Source organism: Blautia sp. HCP3S3_H10_2 (assembly GCF_052122375.1).
In the GTDB taxonomy this organism is placed as follows: Bacteria; Bacillota; Clostridia; order Lachnospirales; family Lachnospiraceae; genus Blautia_A.
In genome coordinates, this window is the sequence record NZ_JBQKCL010000004.1 from 266,715 (window position 1) to 282,512 (window position 15,798).

Here is a 15,798-nt window from a genome sequence, read left to right on the forward strand (position 1 = left end):
TGATATCATATATCTTTATTACGGTCAAAATATTTTTTCACTGTTATGGGTTCAGAGACCAAGGCCGCTGCCTTTTCACTCCATCGTGAATTGCTTTAACCTTGGTCCCCTTTTATAGTCTTATTTTACAAATACCTTATTGAATTTCTTCTTTCCTCTCTTCAGGACGACGCCGTCACCTGTAAGAGCATCTTTGGAAAGTACATGCTTAATATCTGTCACTTTCTCACCATCCACAGAAACACCGCCCTGCTCAATAGCTCTTCTTCCCTCGGAACGGGTTGTTACAAGAGCAGATTTTACAAGAAGGCTGATCAGGTCGATATTTCCCTCTTCGTCAAAATCTTCTGCTGCAAGCTCTGTAGCAGGCATGTGCTCTGTGTCAGCTCCACCTGCAAAAAGTGCCTTTGCGCCGGCTTCTGCTTTCTTAGCTTCCTCTGTTCCGTGAACAAGCTCGGTAAGCTGGAATGCAAGGATTTCTTTCGCCTTGTTCAGCTGGCTTCCTTCCCATTTCTCCATCTCCTGGATTTCCTCAAGCGGAAGGAAAGTAAGAAGCTTCATACATTTGATAACATCTGCATCATCTACATTTCTCCAATACTGATAGAAATCGAATGGAGATGTCTTATTCGGATCAAGCCAGACTGCACCAGACTGTGTTTTACCCATTTTCTTACCTTCAGAGTTCAGAAGAAGGGTGATTGTCATAGCGTAGGCGTCTTTGCCAAGCTTACGACGGATCAGCTCCGTACCACCAAGCATGTTGCTCCACTGGTCATCTCCTCCGAACTGCATGTTACAGCCGTATTTCTGGTACAGCATGTAGAAATCGTAACTCTGCATGATCATATAGTTAAATTCCAGAAAGCTTAAGCCTCTTTCCATACGCTGCTTGTAGCATTCAGCGGTAAGCATACGGTTAACAGAGAAGTGTGCTCCAACTTCACGTAAAAGCTCTACATAATTTAAGTTCATCAGCCATTCTGCATTGTTTACCATAAGTGCTTTTCCATCGGAAAAGTCAATGAAACGCTCCATCTGTTTCTTGAAGCAGTCAATATTGTGCTGGATGGTCTCTTTGGTCAGCATCTGACGCATGTCGGTTCTTCCGGATGGGTCACCGATCATACCGGTACCTCCGCCAAGAAGGGCGATCGGTCTGTTACCTGCCATCTGGAGACGCTTCATCAGGCAAAGAGCCATAAAGTGTCCTACATGAAGACTGTCTGCAGTAGGGTCAAATCCAATATAGAAAGTAGCCTTTCCATTATTTACCATCTCTTTGATCTCATCTTCGTCTGTTACCTGGGCGATCAGGCCTCTGGCTTTCAGTTCTTCCCAAACTGTCATTTTTTAATTCCTCCTGTAAATTTTATCAATATAAAAAGCCCGGTTCTACTGTCCCTTTAGGACGAGAACCGGGTCCCGCGATACCACCTAAATTCACAGAAAGCTCGCACTTCCTGCCTCGGTAAGTGACAATTCTGTTAAACTCCTTCACACCAGAAGGCGCTTCCAGATTCTGATCAGAACGATCACCCCAGCATGATAACGTATGCCACTCCGTTACAGCCTACTGAATATCTGGCATCGCAAGGTGCAACCCAACTATCGTTCGGTGTAAAGCTCCGGGATGTATTCACAATAGATTCCTATTTCCACATGTCCTGAAAAGTACCTTTTCAAGCATGCTCTGGCAATCCACCTGGTTCCTGCATGCGCCTCTCACCACCCGGCAACTCTCTGTACGCTCTTCCCAAGGCTACTTGTTCCCTTCAAAGCCTTTCTCATTTAATACTTGCAAGTATACAAAGGCATCCTGTTTTTGTCAAGGAATTTGCCTTTATTCTTTAACAACTTACTGTAATAAAGTACCGTTATTTATTCCCTTCACACAAAAGGATAAAAACTTCAAGGCCATGCTTTTATCATACCCAGTCCACAAAGAACGTATGATCTTTATAAGTCTCATACACAACCTTTTTAAAGTTTAGTGACTGATTCCAGAATGCGGAAGTCATCATAAAATACTTATATTTGAAGTCCTTTGTTTTCATACCACTGACTGTACGGGGCGTTCCATTGGCAACATAGGCATTAAAGCTGTCAAGTGCCTGCTGTGCAGCGGTATATGCACTTGTTCTGTCTTCAAACACTCCGTTGAGGCGCTTCTGAAGAGAACCATTTGTTACCACTGAATACTGTGCAAATTTCGTATTTCCCTCATAAACCACATAACGGACACTGGACGGGAAACCGCTGTCCAGAGTACGGTTCAGAATGCAAAGCGCAACTGCCTTCATCCCCGGGATTCCCTGGTCTCCTGCTTCCGCCTCACACATAGCTGCCAGAATATCAAGATCTGATTTGCTTCCATCGGCAATACCCGGATGGGTCTTAAACTGATTCATAATGGTATAATTACGTGCATGTTTCGCATCATACCAGGTGAAAACAGTACTGCTGCTGTTATTACTGCCAGTATTACTACTCTGTTTTTCTGTAGCAACGCCATTGGCATCAAAGGTGTATACCTTGCCTCCAATGGTCGCTGTGGTATTCATATACATAACACCACTGGTGTTAAAATAATAGCTCTTATCTCCCAGCTTCAGCCAGCCTGTCTGGGCTTTACCATCTGTGGGACTGAAATAGTATTTTTTCGTTCCAACTGTTCCGAAGCCCTTCTGGTAACGGGCACCGCTGCTCTTTGAAAAGTAATAGATGCTACCGTCAATTGTCTTAAGTCCCGTATACATATAACCCGTACTTGGATTAAAGTAGCGGGTATTCTTCTTGGAGTCCGTAAACCAGCCAGTCAGCATAACACCATTGCTCTTAAAGTAGCGTTTCTCACCTTTGCTGTTCTTAAGCCAGCCCTTTACCATAGCTCCTGAGCCACTGGTAAAATAATATTTCTTACCGTTTAGGGTCAGCCAGCCGCGTACCAGTTTACCAGTGGAGGGCTTGAAATATCTGGTGACACTGCCGCTTTTCAAAAAGCCGGTCACCATTACTCCCTTTCCTTTGGTAAAATAGCGGATATTTTTCCCCTTACTGTCTTTCTGCCAGCCTTTAAGCTGGACGCCTGTCTTGGTATTAAAATAATATTTCTTACCGTTTAAGGTCAGCCAGCCCTTTTTCTTAGCTCCGCTGGAGGTTATGTAATAGGTCTTGCCATTTATGGTCTTAAACCCGGCCTTCGCCGCCTGAACCTCTTTCGTCATCGCCGGTGCAAGCAATAGCGTCAAAAGGACAAGCAATATAAGTGCAAAACTTCTGCTGCTTCTTCTCTTTTCTCTGTTCATACCTTTTCCCTTTCTTAGCTGAATGAAACACTGCCCTTAACAATAAACAGTTATCTGGCGGCCAGTCATTAAATCCAGCCCTATTTCGTCAAATATATGTCAAAACGGTTTCAAAGATTACAAAAGTATTACATTTTCATTTATTATAACGAAATTGCCCTTTTCTGTCAACAGCTTTGTAACACCAGTCCTGTCCCCTCCATATGATGAACTGTAAACATTTTCTGGAGGTAACAGCATGAGTGACTTAGCTGCTACAAACTGTGGATGCGGTGAGGAAAGATCCGGATGCGGTAATTGCGGATGCAACAATGGATGTGGATGTGACAATGGCTGCGGGCTTTCCTTTGGAAACGGCTCCTGCGGATGCAACATTCTCTGGATCATCATTCTCCTTTGCGCATGCGGCGGCAACGGCATCGGCTGTAATAACGGCTGTGGTAATGGAAACGGGGACTGCTGCTGGATCATTATCATCCTTCTGCTGCTCTGCGGTGGATGGGGAAACGGCTGCGGATGCTGATGTAGCTCCACACAGGAAAAAGCCTGCAATAACAGGCTTTTTCCTACAGTTTCGGGACAGTGGAATATTTCCCTGTCCCGTTCTTAGTTTCACCAGATATTCTCTTTTCAGGTATTCTCCTGTTTTTGCCCATCTGTTGTAATATTTCCTTCTGCACCTTCTATTTTCCATTTCGCATTTTTCGCTTCCTGTTCCCGTTTCTTTCTCCTGACACATTCCATATCCAACTCATAAACTGCATTTCCATCTATGATCAGCTTTTCATTATTTCCACCCATAACATCCCTCCACTTAGACAATCCCAATACAGGAATACTTTTTCAAGCAGGCTCTAGAGCATGTTTGGAAAAGGCTTTCTGCAAGATGTGCGTCACAATTTGTGGGAGATTTTGTCCGATTGAGGGAGGCGTAGCGGGCTACGTCGACTGAAAGAGGGCAAAATATACTGCAAAATGGGGCGTACAGATTGCAGGAATGATTTTTCAAACAGGCTCTAATATAGAATATGTCAAAGAGCAGAACCCCGTCATATTTTAATAATAAAAACATAAGTTTAAAAAGGGATTCTTATGGAACCAGAATATATTGCCCAGACTACCCTGGATCAGATGGTGGCAACTGACCAGGGGCAGCTGTTAAAAGCCCTTATCCCCTATTTTCCACCGAGGCAGCAGCAATTCCTATCCGTGTTTGCAAAAGCAAAAGAGCTTTCCAATACGGTCGCCCTTTTCCAGAGTCAGACAAATTCCATGCAGATACAGGCTGCCGCTGTTTCTCCTGCTCCTCTTGATATGTTAAATGACCTGCGCCGTTACTGCTTTGGAAATACAAGAAAACAATTGGATCAGATCACCAATCTGATGACCGTCATAGAAATGATGAAAATAATGAATGAGCCTTCTCCTGCGGATAATTGTGAGGAGGAGCGCCAATAACAAATCAGAAAGGAGTGATTTCATATGGAAAACAACTGGCAGGATAATCCCAAGCTTGCAGGTATGGACCGCAGCAAACTCGACATGCTTCAGCAAATGGCCCAGCAGGGAGCCGGAAAATCTCCTGCAGACCTGCTTCCTTTTATTATGAATGCAGCTTCCCAGGGCAAAAATGCAGGTTTGAACTTCAATAACAATGAAATCAATACCATCATAGAAGTTCTGAAAATGGGAAAAAGTCCCCAGGAACGGGCAAAGCTCGACAAAGTGGTAAATCTGATGAAAATGATGCGATAGCACAAGCGTAAACAGGCCCCGCCACCATTGGCAGGGCCTGTCCTATTCATTCATACTAGAAGGGCTCACACTTTTGTGCAAAAGTCCCTTTCGTTTTCAACAGTCTCCATATTCTCTTCCATCATGCACTCACGAAGCAGCACCAGCGCACTGGCTACAGCCTGCTGACGGATCTTGGCACGGTTTCCAGAGAAATGATACTCTCTTGTGATGGTCTGGCCATTGTAACAGCAGCCCATAAATACAGTACCTACCGGAGTCTCCTTCGTTCCCCCATCCGGTCCTGCAAGTCCCGTAATGGAAAGACAGATATCCGCACCAGCCGCAGCGCAGCCACCTTTCGCCATCTGTTTTGCACACTTTGCTGAGACCGCACCTTCTGTCTTCAAGGTAGATTTCTTAACCCCCAGACATTCTCTCTTCGCACGATTGCTATAGGTCACAAAACCATGGGAAAACACCTGGGAAGCTCCTGGAACATTCACAATACGCGCTGCAATGGCACCACCTGTACAGGATTCTGCAAGCGCCAGTGTAAGCTCTTTTTCTTTCAACAGATCTACTACAGATTCTTCCAATGTTTTCTCCACATTCAGGGCAAACACATTTTTACCGAAACGGTTTTGAAGTTCCTTTACTACAGGCTTTATCAGCTTTTTACACTCTTTTTCTGTCTCACCCTTGGCAGTGATCCGAAGATGAACTTCTCCTGTTTTTGCATAAGGAGCAAGTGTAGGATTGGTCTGTGCTTCGATCATATCCTGAATGTCTGCTGCCACCTGGCTCTCCCCGATTCCACAGATCTTCACCACCTGGGAGCAGATGATCTCCGGCTGTTTCTTGCGAAGATAAGGAAAAACAGACTCCTCAAACATGGGAATCAGTTCATTTGGCGGTCCGGGAAGAAGGATGGCAGTCTTACCATTTTTCTCCAGGATCAGCCCCGGGGCAGTCCCGTTATGATTGTCGAGCACAATTGCCCCCTCCGGCACCTGTGCCTGTTTATAATTATTGGAGGTCACCCGTCTGTCCGGATGATTTTTCTTGTATTCCTTCATGTAACGCTCTATGCGCTTCCTGGAATGTGCATCCTCCGAAAGAGGCAGTTCCATCACTTCTGCGCACACTTCCTTGGTTAGGTCGTCCTCCGTCGGTCCAAGACCTCCTGTAAGAATCACCACATCCGATCTGTCAAGTGCGGAAGCAATAACCGCCTTCATCCTGTCATGATTATCCCCTACTACAGTCTCATAATAAACAGAAAGTCCAAGCTGGGCACATTTTTCAGAAAGATATGCGCTGTTGGTATTTACAATATTGCCAAGAAGGATCTCTGTTCCTACAGCTACAAGCTCTGCTATCATTTCTATACCTCTTTTCTGGTCTTTAATTTCTCTCTTTGCAAAACGGACATGACTAAAACAGCCATGTCCGATGTTATCAGCTCCACGCATCCTGTTATTTATTCCTGCATGGAAATCACACTCTTATTCTGAACAATATAAGTGATCAGGGAAATCACAGTCAGAGCCAGTGACAGCCATACGAAAACCTCTGTCAGGATCTCAAAGAAGCCCCCGAAGTTCAGGATCAGAAGAATGATCATGATCATCTGGGATACTGTTTTAAATTTCCCCCAGTAGTTTGCTGCAATCACCACGCCATTCTCGGCAGCGATCAGTCTGAAACCACTGATAATAAATTCTCTTGCAATGATAATGATAACAATCCATGCCGGCAGGCGGTCAAGCTCGATCATACAGATCAGTGCAGAGCACACAAGCAGCTTGTCAGCAAGGGGATCCATAAATTTGCCAAAATTGGTAACCAGGTTATTCTTACGGGCCAGATGACCGTCAAGCATATCTGTCAGACTTGCCACAACAAAAATCGCAAGGCAGATATAGCGGTTGGCATCGCCACCCCAGCTGGTCAGACTAAACAATACAAAAAACGGTACCATGATCATTCTGGCAACAGTCAGTTTATTCGGTGTATTCATCTTCCAGCTCTCCTATCAAATCGTACTCCAGAGCACCGGTCACCCGGACTCTCGCAAAATCTCCGGTCATGAGAAGCTCCCCGGTCTGTACAAAAATATATCCGTCTACCTTAGGTGCATCCCCATAAGTACGTCCGATATACGCACTTTCACCGGATACCTTACCCTCGATCATAACGGTCAGTACCTGACCTACACGGCTTTCACCCTTCTCAAGGGAAATCTCCTGCTGGAGCTCCATGATCTCGTCTCTTCTGGCTTCTTTGACTTCCTCAGGGATCTGATTCTCCATAGTCGCTGCAGGAGTGTCCTCCTCAGCAGAATATGGGAAAACCCCAAGACGGTCAAATTCGATCTCATCCACAAACTCCATCAGTTCTTCATGGTCTTCCTGGGTCTCCCCCGGGAAACCACTGATCAGACTGGTTCTAAGGAAAATATCCGGAATCTCCCGGCGCAGCTTACCGATAATATCCACCAGCTCCTGCTTGGTGGTACGGCGTCCCATACGCTTCAGCACACGGTCACTTGCATGCTGGATCGGAAGATCCAGGTAATGGCAGATCTTCTTCTCTTCCTTCATGGTCTGGATCAGTTCATCATAAATCTCTTCCGGATAGCAGTATAAAATACGGATCCAGCGGATTCCTTTGATCTTACAAAGCTCTTTCAGAAGGACATGGAGAGATTTCTTACCATATAAATCCTTCCCATACAGAGTCGTCTCCTGGGCAACCAGGATCAGCTCCTTTACGCCCTGCTCAGCCAGAGACTTGGCCTCTTTCACAAGCTGTTCCATAGGAACACTTCTGTAGCTACCGCGGAGCTTCGGGATAATACAATAAGTGCAGTGCTTGTCACAGCCCTCTGCGATTTTCAGATAAGCAAAATGTCCACCTGTGGTCAGCATACGCTTGCCGGAAATGTCCGGAAGGTAATCAATGCTCTTATATTCTTCGAAATGTCTGCCGGCCTCTGCCTCCTTAACAGCCTGAATGATATCGCCGTAAGAGGTTGTACCAAGAATGGCATCCACTTCCGGTATTTCCTCTGAAATCTCTTTCTTGTAACGCTGTGCCATACAGCCGGTAACGATCAGCACCTTACAGGTGCCTGCCTTTTTCTTCTCTGCCATCTCGAGGATGGTATTCACACTTTCCTCTTTGGCATCGCCAATAAAGCAACAGGTATTGACAATGATCACTTCAGCCTCATCTTCATCATCAACGATCTGATGGCCGTCTGCGGCAAGCATTCCAAGCATTTCCTCAGAATCTACCAGATTCTTATCACATCCAAGGGAAATGAACAGTAATTTCATATTATTCTGCACTCTCCCCAGATTCAGTACCCTCTGTTACAGCAGCTGTCTCTTCTGCAACAGCTTCCTCTGCTGTATGGCCTGCGATCTCTGCCAGATCTTCTTCCTCATGCTTACCTGGAAGGATTTTTACCTTGCCATGATATAATTCGTCAATGGCGATAGAAAGAGGTTTCTTACCTTTTACATTATCAGCTAACGGTTTCGCACCACCGATCAGCTGGCGTGCACGCTTGCTGGTTGCAAGGATCAGGGAATAACGGCTGTTGAGCACCATGCTCTCATCGTCGTCCTCATTATTTGTATTGATTGCTTCGATTAACTCTGAATATGATGGATGGATCATATAGATACTCCTTTCAAAAATTGTTATGATTGTTATATTTTTTATAAAGATTTACAGTTATTCGGTGTTTTCTGCACATATAGCCGTAAATCCATATTTCTTAGATTATTCCTGTACAAAGCCTGCTGCCTGTGTCTGGATCTCATGGATAAAATCAAGATTACGCTTCATCGCGAAATGCTCGCTCTGGATGATATCGTGAAGTCTGTCTACCGCCTCATCAAGCTGGTCATTCACCAGAAGGTAATCATATTCATCAACACCTTCTGCCTCCTTGGCAGCTCTTGCAAGACGCTGGTGGATCACCTCTGCCGTCTCAGTGCCTCTTCCTACAAGACGCCCTTTCAGCTCCTCCATAGATGGCGCAGTTACAAACACAAGTACTGCCTCCGGGAATTTCTTCTTGATCTTACGTGCCCCCTGGATCTCAATCTCCAGGATCACATCACGTCCCATGGAAAGCTGCTCTTCTACATATGCCTTCGGTGTGCCGTAGTAATTCTCCACATACTGGGCATATTCAATCAGCTGATCCTCACGGATCATCTGCTCAAACTCTTCTTTCGTACGGAAAAAATACTCTCTTCCGTCCTCTTCCCCTGGTCTGGGGTCTCTGGTGGTAGCGGATACCGACAACGCATAATTGTCGTACTTCGCCATCAGGCTCTTCATAATGGTACCTTTCCCTGCCCCGGAAAAACCGGAAACAACTACCAAAACTCCTCTACTCATGGTCCTCTCCCTTATTTTCCAAAACTTCTGCAAATCTGCGGGCAATGGTGTCCGGCTGGATCGCAGATAAGATCAGAATGTCGTCTGATGTGACGATTACGGATTTTGTCTTCCTTCCCTGTGTAGCGTCCACAAGGGAATTGGATCCCTTTACACTCTGAACCATTCGTTTCACCGGTGCGGCATCCGGGTTTACCACAGCTACGATTTTCTGGGAATTCACCACATTGCCGAATCCGATATTGATTAATTTTGCCATGTTTTCACCCTTCTGTCAATATAGAAAGTACGCAGGCGCACCGTAACCACAGATTACTGTTACTGTTCACTCCGTTCACAGCAACACGCTTCGCGATGCACAGAAATCATGCCTTCGCATGATTTCGCGCCACAAGTCTCGGGTTTTCTGTGACCTTTGGTCACAAAAAACACCTCGCGGAATACTACCAGTGAACAGAAACAGATTACTTCACTGCTTCACAGTTCCTGCAATTCTCCTGTCATCTGGAATCCACTGGATTACTCCACGTTCTGGACCTGCTCGCGGATCTTCTCGATCTCGGTTTTCAGATCGATTGCAATATTAGAAATCACCAGGTCATTGGACTTGGACAGGATCGTATTGGCTTCCCGGTTCATCTCCTGCGCCATAAAGTCAAGCTTGCGGCCAATTTCCTCTTTCTCCTCCAGCATCTTCTTCATTCCCTGGATATGACTGTGAAGGCGTACGGTCTCCTCATCATTGCAGATCTTATCAGAAAACAGGATCACCTCGGCTGCAATACGGGATTCCTCGATCTGGGAGTCCTCAAGAAGCTCATGCACCTTTGTCTCAAGCTTCTCCCTGTAAGCGTCCACAACCTCCGGGGAACGTGCCTCCACCTGGCATACCTTCTCATCAAGGGCATCCAGCTTGGCGATCAGATCATTCTTAAGGTGCTCGCCCTCTCTTGCACGGGTCTGGGCAAATTTCTCACAGGCCTCACGAAGGGGTCCCTCCAGGACAGCCCACAACGCCTCTTCGTCCACAGACTGCTCTTCCATGGTCAGCACCTCCGGATAACGGGAAAGTGCCCCTGCCTTCACATCATTCTCAATCCCGAACTCCTCTGCCATCTGGCGGATATAGGCAAGATACTCCCCGGCAAGCTCTTTATTATACTTTAACGCTCCGCAGCTTAAGGTGTAGTCCTCATAGGTGATAAATACATCCACCTTACCGCGCTGCATATATGTCTTCATAAGATTCCGGATAGCCCCTTCCAGGAAGCTGAGCTTCCTTGGCATCTTAATGCTCAGATCCAGATATCTGTGATTGACGGATTTTAATTCAACAGTGATCTTCCGTTCTTTTGTGATCACTTCGGCTCTTCCAAAGCCGGTCATGCTTTTTATCATAGTAATCTCTTTCTGTATTTTTATTCCGGATACTGCCACTCTCTGGTCTCTCATCAGATTGCACATCTGCATAAAGCTCCTTGTGACAGTACATCTACGCATACAGATTTATTATAGTTCATTCTAAAACCCTAGTCAAATCCTTTTTTTACTGTTATAATATTAGATACCACGGATTGTTCCGCAGCTACGCTGCTCCCACAATCCTTCAAACATTCGGAATCCGCTGATTTACTGCGTAAATCGCTACTTCCTCATGTTTGGCGGGTCCCAAGGTCAAAAGCTTTATCGTGCAAGCACGAACAGCTTTCTGACCTTTTGACCCTGGTATCATAATAATTCCTCTAATTGAAAGGAGTCTTTTTCATGGCTTTTGACGGAATCACCATTGCTGCAATGGTTTCTGAATTAAATAAAAATCTCACCGGCGGCCGTATCAACAAGATCGCACAGCCGGAGAATGACGAGCTGCTGATCACGGCAAAGGGTGCCGGCGGCCAGAAGCGTCTGCTTCTCTCTGCCAGTGCTTCCCTTCCTCTTATCTATTTCACAGGCAAAAACAGGATCAGTCCTTTAACTGCTCCCAATTTCTGTATGCTTCTGCGCAAGCATATCGGAAGCGCCAGGATCACCGAGATCCGCCAGCCAGGACTGGAACGAGTAGTGGAATTTGAGCTGGAGCATCTGAATGAGCTGGGTGACGTATGCCACAAGGTTCTGATCATGGAGCTGATGGGCAAGCACAGCAATATTATTTTCTGTGATGATACCGGTATGATTCTGGACAGCATCAAGCACGTATCCTGTAACGTAAGCTCCGTCCGCGAGGTTCTCCCCGGACGTCCTTACTTCATCCCTCACACCCAGGATAAACTGGATCCGCTTACTATATCCAGAGAAGCTTTTATGGAAAAAGTCTGCGGCAGTTCCAACGCTGTTTCCAAGGCACTTTATCAGACTCTCACCGGTCTTAGCCCTGTGATGGCCCAGGAGATCTGCTACCGTGCAGCGATTGATGGAAATGATGACGCGAAGGCTCTTGATACGCCATCCCAGGAGCGTCTCTACACCGAGTTTTCCAATATTATGGAACAGATCCGTAAAGAAGAATTTACCCCTGCGATCATTTTCAAAGGGGATGAACCGGTTGAATACGGGGTTCTTCCTTTTACCCAGTACGGGGAAGGCTTCACCAGCCAGACCTTTGACTCTGTGTCCGAAATGCTGGAAACCTACTATGCCTCCCGTGATGTGATCACCAGGATCCGCCAGAAGTCTGCTGACCTGCGTAAGATCGTCCAGACTGCCCTTGACCGCAACCGCAAGAAGCTGAGCCTTCAGCAAAAACAGATGAAGGATACCGGGAAAAAAGACAAATATAAGATTTACGGAGAGCTGATCAATACTTATGGCTACGGTCTGGAGGAAGGCTGCAAGTCTTTCAAAGCCGTGAACTATTATAATGGGGAAGAGATTACCATTCCACTTGACCCGACTCTCACCCCACAGGAAAATTCCAAGAAATACTTTGACCGTTACGGCAAGCTGAAGCGTACCCAGGAAGCTCTGGAAGTTCAGATCGCAGATACCACAAGTGAGATCGAGCATCTGGAATCCATTTCCAATGCCCTGGACATTGCTGCAGAAGAGAGTGACCTTTCCCAGATCAAAGAGGAGTTAATGGAATACGGCTACATAAAGCGCCACTATGGGAACAAAAAAGGTGCCAAAATGCAGATGAAATCCAAGCCCTTCCATTACATTTCCAGCGATGGCTATGACATTTATGTCGGAAAAAACAATTACCAGAACGATGAACTGACCTTCAAATTCGCCACTGGTAATGACTGGTGGTTCCACGCGAAGAAAATGCCGGGCTCACACGTTGTAGTCAAAACCAAAGACGGTACTCTTCCGGACCGCACCTTTGAAGAGGCAGGAAGCCTGGCAGCGTATTATTCCAAGGGCCGCACCGCACCAAAGGTTGAGATCGATTATCTCCAGAAAAAGAATGTAAAAAAGCCCGCCGGAGCCAAGCCTGGTTTTGTAGTTTATTACACCAACTACTCCCTGATGGCATCACCGGATATTGCCGGAATCCAGCAGTTATCATAATCCCACGCTTCCAACAGCCAAAGACAGAAATAATCAGAATCCATTTTATACTAAGAACAGGAGTTACCTATGAGTATTTTAAACGTTGAACACCTTACCCACGGCTTTGGTGACAGAGCCATTTTCCATGACGTGTCCTTCCGCCTTCTAAAAGGAGAACACATCGGCCTGGTAGGCGCCAACGGAGAAGGAAAATCCACCTTCTTCAATATTGTAACTGACAAATTAATGCCAGATGAGGGCAAGATCCAGTGGGCGAAAAATGTCCGGGTAGGCTATCTGGACCAGCATTCTGTCCTCTCTGAGGGCATGACCATCCGCGATGTACTGAAATCCGCATTTTCCTGGCTTTTCCAGCTGGAAGAACGGATGAACACCATCTGCGATTCCCTTGGGGAAGCTTCCCCGGAAGAAATGGAAGCCCTCATGGAAGAGCTTGGAACCATCCAGGATACTCTGACCATGCACGATTTCTATGTCATTGATTCCAAGGTAGAGGAAGTAGCCCGGGCACTTGGACTTCTTGACCTGGGACTTGACCGCGATGTCACAGATTTAAGCGGCGGTCAGCGTACCAAAGTACTTCTTGCCAAGCTTCTTCTGGAGAAGCCTGACATTCTTCTTCTGGACGAGCCTACCAACTATCTGGACGAAGAACACATTGCATGGCTGAAGCGTTATCTTACGGAGTACGAGAATGCCTTTATACTCATTTCCCATGACATTCCATTTCTCAATGATGTGATCAATATTGTTTACCATATGGAAAACCAGGAATTAAACCGTTATGTAGGAAACTACGATCATTTCCAGGAGGTTTATGAAGTAAAAAAGGCACAGCTGGAAGCCGCTTACCGCCGCCAGCAGCAGGAAATCAGTGAACTGAAGGATTTCGTTGCCAGAAACAAGGCCCGTGTTTCCACCCGAAATATGGCTATGTCCCGCCAGAAGAAGCTGGACAAAATGGATGTGATCGAACTGGCTGCCGAGAAGCCGAAACCGGAATTTCATTTCAAGCAGGGACGCACTCCTGGCAAATATATTTTCGAGACCAAGGATCTGGTGATCGGCTATGACGAACCCCTCTCCCGCCCTCTTACTCTTTCCATGGAAAGAGGCCAGAAAATCGCCCTTGTAGGTGCCAATGGAATTGGAAAAACCACTTTGCTAAAAAGCATTCTCGGCCTGATCCCAGCACTGAAAGGTACCCGTGAACTGGGTGATAACCTGCAGATCGGATATTTCGAACAGGAGGTAAAAGGGGATAACAAAACCACCTGTATTGACGAGATCTGGGCAGAATTCCCATCCTATACCCAGTATGAAGTCCGCTCTGCTCTTGCCAAATGCGGACTTACCACCAAGCACATCGAGAGCCAGGTCCGCGTACTCAGCGGTGGCGAACAGGCAAAGGTCCGTCTCTGTAAGCTTGTCAATAAAGAGACCAATGTTCTTCTTTTGGACGAGCCTACCAACCATCTGGATGTGGATGCCAAAGACGCCCTGAAGGAAGCCCTGAAAGAATACAGGGGCAGCGTACTTCTCATCTGCCATGAACCGGACTTTTACCAGGATGTGGTTTCACAGGTATGGGACTGCAGTAAGTGGACTACGAAGATCCTGTAATACTGGTCTAAAGGAATTCTGCATTTTTCCAGATAACATCTGCTAAATGTGAGATACTATATCTGGATATGCAAAAACAGCATTTCAACAGGAAATTTTATATTTCTTCCTGTCGAAATGCTGTTTTTATTTTCCTTTAGATGTGAAAAACTTTAGGTAAACTGGATAATTCCAGATACTTTATCATAAGCACTATCCCAGTCCTGACTGCTTGAAATGCCTTTAACAGTACCCTTGATTGCAATCCTTCCAACAGTAGAGAAGCCAGATACATCAGCTTTCATTCCCTTATTGGTAAGGAATGCATGCGTTCCCCATACCTTATCTGCAGAATAGGTGTGATCTTTCAGCTTAATGTTGCTGAATACTGCATTTACAGAATCCCCTTTCTTTCTGGCAGATCCTTCTACACGAAGAGCAAGGGTAGTATTGGCAAGATTTTTATTCTTTACTGATTTTACAAGCTTGCCATCAATATAGCACTTGCAGGTTCCATTTTTCTCAACTGCAAGCATCAGATGATAGGTTTTCTTTCTGGCGCCTTCTTTTACCCAGTAGTAATCCTGACCGCCCGGATTGTTGCTTCGTATATTCTCGATCATAAACATGGTCTTGCCTGTGTATGGAGCTCTTGCATAGGCATCATACTGGATACCAAAACTGATGGCAGAAGTCGGTGTGACAGCAACCAGTTTCGCATGATAGCCGGTACCGGAACCGGAAAGGTTCACATCTGTCTCAATGGTATAAGCAGAGGTGGTGTTTTCAATAGTTGCCTTGGCAGGAGCCGGCTTAGCAGCTGGAACCTTGTAGAGAATCTTCTTTCCTGTTTTGTTATAAGAGCTTGTTTTCTTTCCCTTATAGGCTCTAACTGTGTAAGAATAAGTCGTTCCGCTTACTACCTTCTTATCAGTATAAGAAGTCTTGGAACCGCCTTTCACTGTGGCAAGCTTCTTCCAGGAGCCGCTGCCAGTCTTACGGTAAACATAATAGCCAGATGCGCCGCTGCTCTTTTTCCAGGTGAATTTCACACTCTTATTCACACGTACAGCGCTTACAAGCTTCGGTGCCTTTAAGGCTGCTGCCTGAACCTGCTCTGCTTTTCCAAAAGAATACACCGGAAATACCAGCATAAAAGCAAGTAAAAACAGCATGATTTTTTTGATGCTTTTTCTGTTCATTTTTCTCCTCCCTT

The 15,798-nt window shown here is 45.9% G+C and carries 16 protein-coding genes and 2 pseudogenes; 6 read left to right on the top strand and 12 right to left on the bottom strand.

The features are described 5' to 3' along the window. Window positions 1–120: 120 nt before the first annotated feature. Both tyrS and ACTQWB_RS06100 read right to left on the bottom strand, forming a co-directional pair. Window positions 121–1,350 carry a tyrosine--tRNA ligase gene (gene tyrS, locus ACTQWB_RS06095; RefSeq protein ID WP_441500676.1) on the bottom strand — a complete coding sequence of 410 codons (1,230 nt, stop codon included), beginning with the start codon at window positions 1,348–1,350 and terminating at the stop codon, window positions 121–123. A 578-nt stretch (window positions 1,351–1,928) separates the two neighbouring features. Next, window positions 1,929–3,308, bottom strand: a complete 1,380-nt coding sequence (locus ACTQWB_RS06100; protein ID WP_441500675.1) for a cell wall hydrolase — start codon at window positions 3,306–3,308, stop codon at window positions 1,929–1,931. Window positions 3,309–3,546: 238 nt separating this feature from the next. Here ACTQWB_RS06100 and ACTQWB_RS06105 point away from each other — a divergent pair, with 238 nt between their 5' ends. After that, window positions 3,547–3,831 (top strand): hypothetical protein, encoded by a 285-nt coding sequence (locus ACTQWB_RS06105; RefSeq protein WP_441500674.1) that lies wholly within the window; start codon window positions 3,547–3,549, stop codon window positions 3,829–3,831. Between the two features lie 107 nt (window positions 3,832–3,938). Here ACTQWB_RS06105 and ACTQWB_RS06110 read toward each other — a convergent pair whose 3' ends face one another. After that, a complete protein-coding gene (locus ACTQWB_RS06110; RefSeq protein ID WP_441500673.1) occupies window positions 3,939–4,109 on the bottom strand; it encodes a hypothetical protein in 171 nt (56 codons plus the stop codon). Between the two features lie 13 nt (window positions 4,110–4,122). After that, window positions 4,123–4,257, bottom strand: a pseudogene (locus tag ACTQWB_RS06115) (DUF6783 domain-containing protein); the annotation flags it as partial. Here ACTQWB_RS06115 and ACTQWB_RS06120 point away from each other — a divergent pair. The 3 genes and pseudogenes from ACTQWB_RS06120 (at window position 4,195) to ACTQWB_RS06130 (ending at window position 5,063) form a co-directional block, all read left to right on the top strand. Then, a pseudogene (locus ACTQWB_RS06120) lies at window positions 4,195–4,368 on the top strand (DUF6783 domain-containing protein). The pseudogenes ACTQWB_RS06115 and ACTQWB_RS06120 sit on opposite strands and share 63 nt — an antisense overlap. 32 nt (window positions 4,369–4,400) lie before the next feature. Next, complete coding sequence (locus tag ACTQWB_RS06125) at window positions 4,401–4,766, top strand: hypothetical protein (protein ID WP_441500672.1); 366 nt, start codon at window positions 4,401–4,403, stop codon at window positions 4,764–4,766. Between the two features lie 24 nt (window positions 4,767–4,790). Then, entirely contained in the window at window positions 4,791–5,063 is a 273-nt protein-coding gene (locus ACTQWB_RS06130; RefSeq protein WP_441500671.1) for a hypothetical protein, read from the top strand. Between the two features lie 65 nt (window positions 5,064–5,128). Here ACTQWB_RS06130 and ACTQWB_RS06135 read toward each other — a convergent pair whose 3' ends face one another. From ACTQWB_RS06135 to ACTQWB_RS06165, 7 genes are all read right to left on the bottom strand, one after another. Further along, on the bottom strand, window positions 5,129–6,427 hold the full coding sequence (locus tag ACTQWB_RS06135) for a competence/damage-inducible protein A (protein ID WP_441500893.1): 1,299 nt from the start codon (window positions 6,425–6,427) through the stop codon (window positions 5,129–5,131). A gap of 98 nt (window positions 6,428–6,525) precedes the next feature. Next, window positions 6,526–7,065, bottom strand: coding sequence for a CDP-diacylglycerol--glycerol-3-phosphate 3-phosphatidyltransferase (pgsA, locus tag ACTQWB_RS06140; RefSeq protein WP_441500670.1), 540 nt, complete (start codon window positions 7,063–7,065; stop codon window positions 6,526–6,528). Beyond that, window positions 7,049–8,386, bottom strand: coding sequence for a 30S ribosomal protein S12 methylthiotransferase RimO (gene rimO / locus ACTQWB_RS06145; protein ID WP_441500669.1), 1,338 nt, complete (start codon window positions 8,384–8,386; stop codon window positions 7,049–7,051). The genes pgsA and rimO overlap by 17 nt, the downstream gene beginning before the upstream one ends. Before the next feature lies 1 nt (window position 8,387). Next, window positions 8,388–8,732 carry a DNA-directed RNA polymerase subunit omega gene (gene rpoZ, locus ACTQWB_RS06150; RefSeq protein ID WP_441500668.1) on the bottom strand — a complete coding sequence of 115 codons (345 nt, stop codon included), beginning with the start codon at window positions 8,730–8,732 and terminating at the stop codon, window positions 8,388–8,390. A 105-nt stretch (window positions 8,733–8,837) separates the two neighbouring features. Next, window positions 8,838–9,464, bottom strand: coding sequence for a guanylate kinase (gene gmk / locus ACTQWB_RS06155; RefSeq protein WP_441500667.1), 627 nt, complete (start codon window positions 9,462–9,464; stop codon window positions 8,838–8,840). Then, window positions 9,457–9,723: a DUF370 domain-containing protein gene (locus tag ACTQWB_RS06160; RefSeq protein WP_441500666.1), complete on the bottom strand. Its 267-nt coding sequence runs from the start codon at window positions 9,721–9,723 to the stop codon at window positions 9,457–9,459. Before ACTQWB_RS06160 ends, gmk begins: the two co-directional genes overlap by 8 nt. A 260-nt stretch (window positions 9,724–9,983) precedes the next feature. Further along, window positions 9,984–10,862, bottom strand: a complete 879-nt coding sequence (locus ACTQWB_RS06165; protein WP_441500892.1) for a YicC/YloC family endoribonuclease — start codon at window positions 10,860–10,862, stop codon at window positions 9,984–9,986. Between the two features lie 366 nt (window positions 10,863–11,228). Here ACTQWB_RS06165 and ACTQWB_RS06170 point away from each other — a divergent pair, with 366 nt between their 5' ends. Both ACTQWB_RS06170 and ACTQWB_RS06175 read left to right on the top strand, forming a co-directional pair. Further along, a complete protein-coding gene (locus ACTQWB_RS06170; protein WP_441500665.1) occupies window positions 11,229–12,977 on the top strand; it encodes an Rqc2 family fibronectin-binding protein in 1,749 nt (582 codons plus the stop codon). A gap of 69 nt (window positions 12,978–13,046) precedes the next feature. Next, window positions 13,047–14,603: an ABC-F family ATP-binding cassette domain-containing protein gene (locus tag ACTQWB_RS06175; protein WP_441500664.1), complete on the top strand. Its 1,557-nt coding sequence runs from the start codon at window positions 13,047–13,049 to the stop codon at window positions 14,601–14,603. A 152-nt stretch (window positions 14,604–14,755) separates the two neighbouring features. On the opposite strand, the gene ACTQWB_RS06180 is transcribed toward ACTQWB_RS06175, so the two are convergent. Then, on the bottom strand, window positions 14,756–15,784 hold the full coding sequence (locus ACTQWB_RS06180; RefSeq protein WP_441500663.1) for a hypothetical protein: 1,029 nt from the start codon (window positions 15,782–15,784) through the stop codon (window positions 14,756–14,758). Window positions 15,785–15,798: the final 14 nt, after the last annotated feature.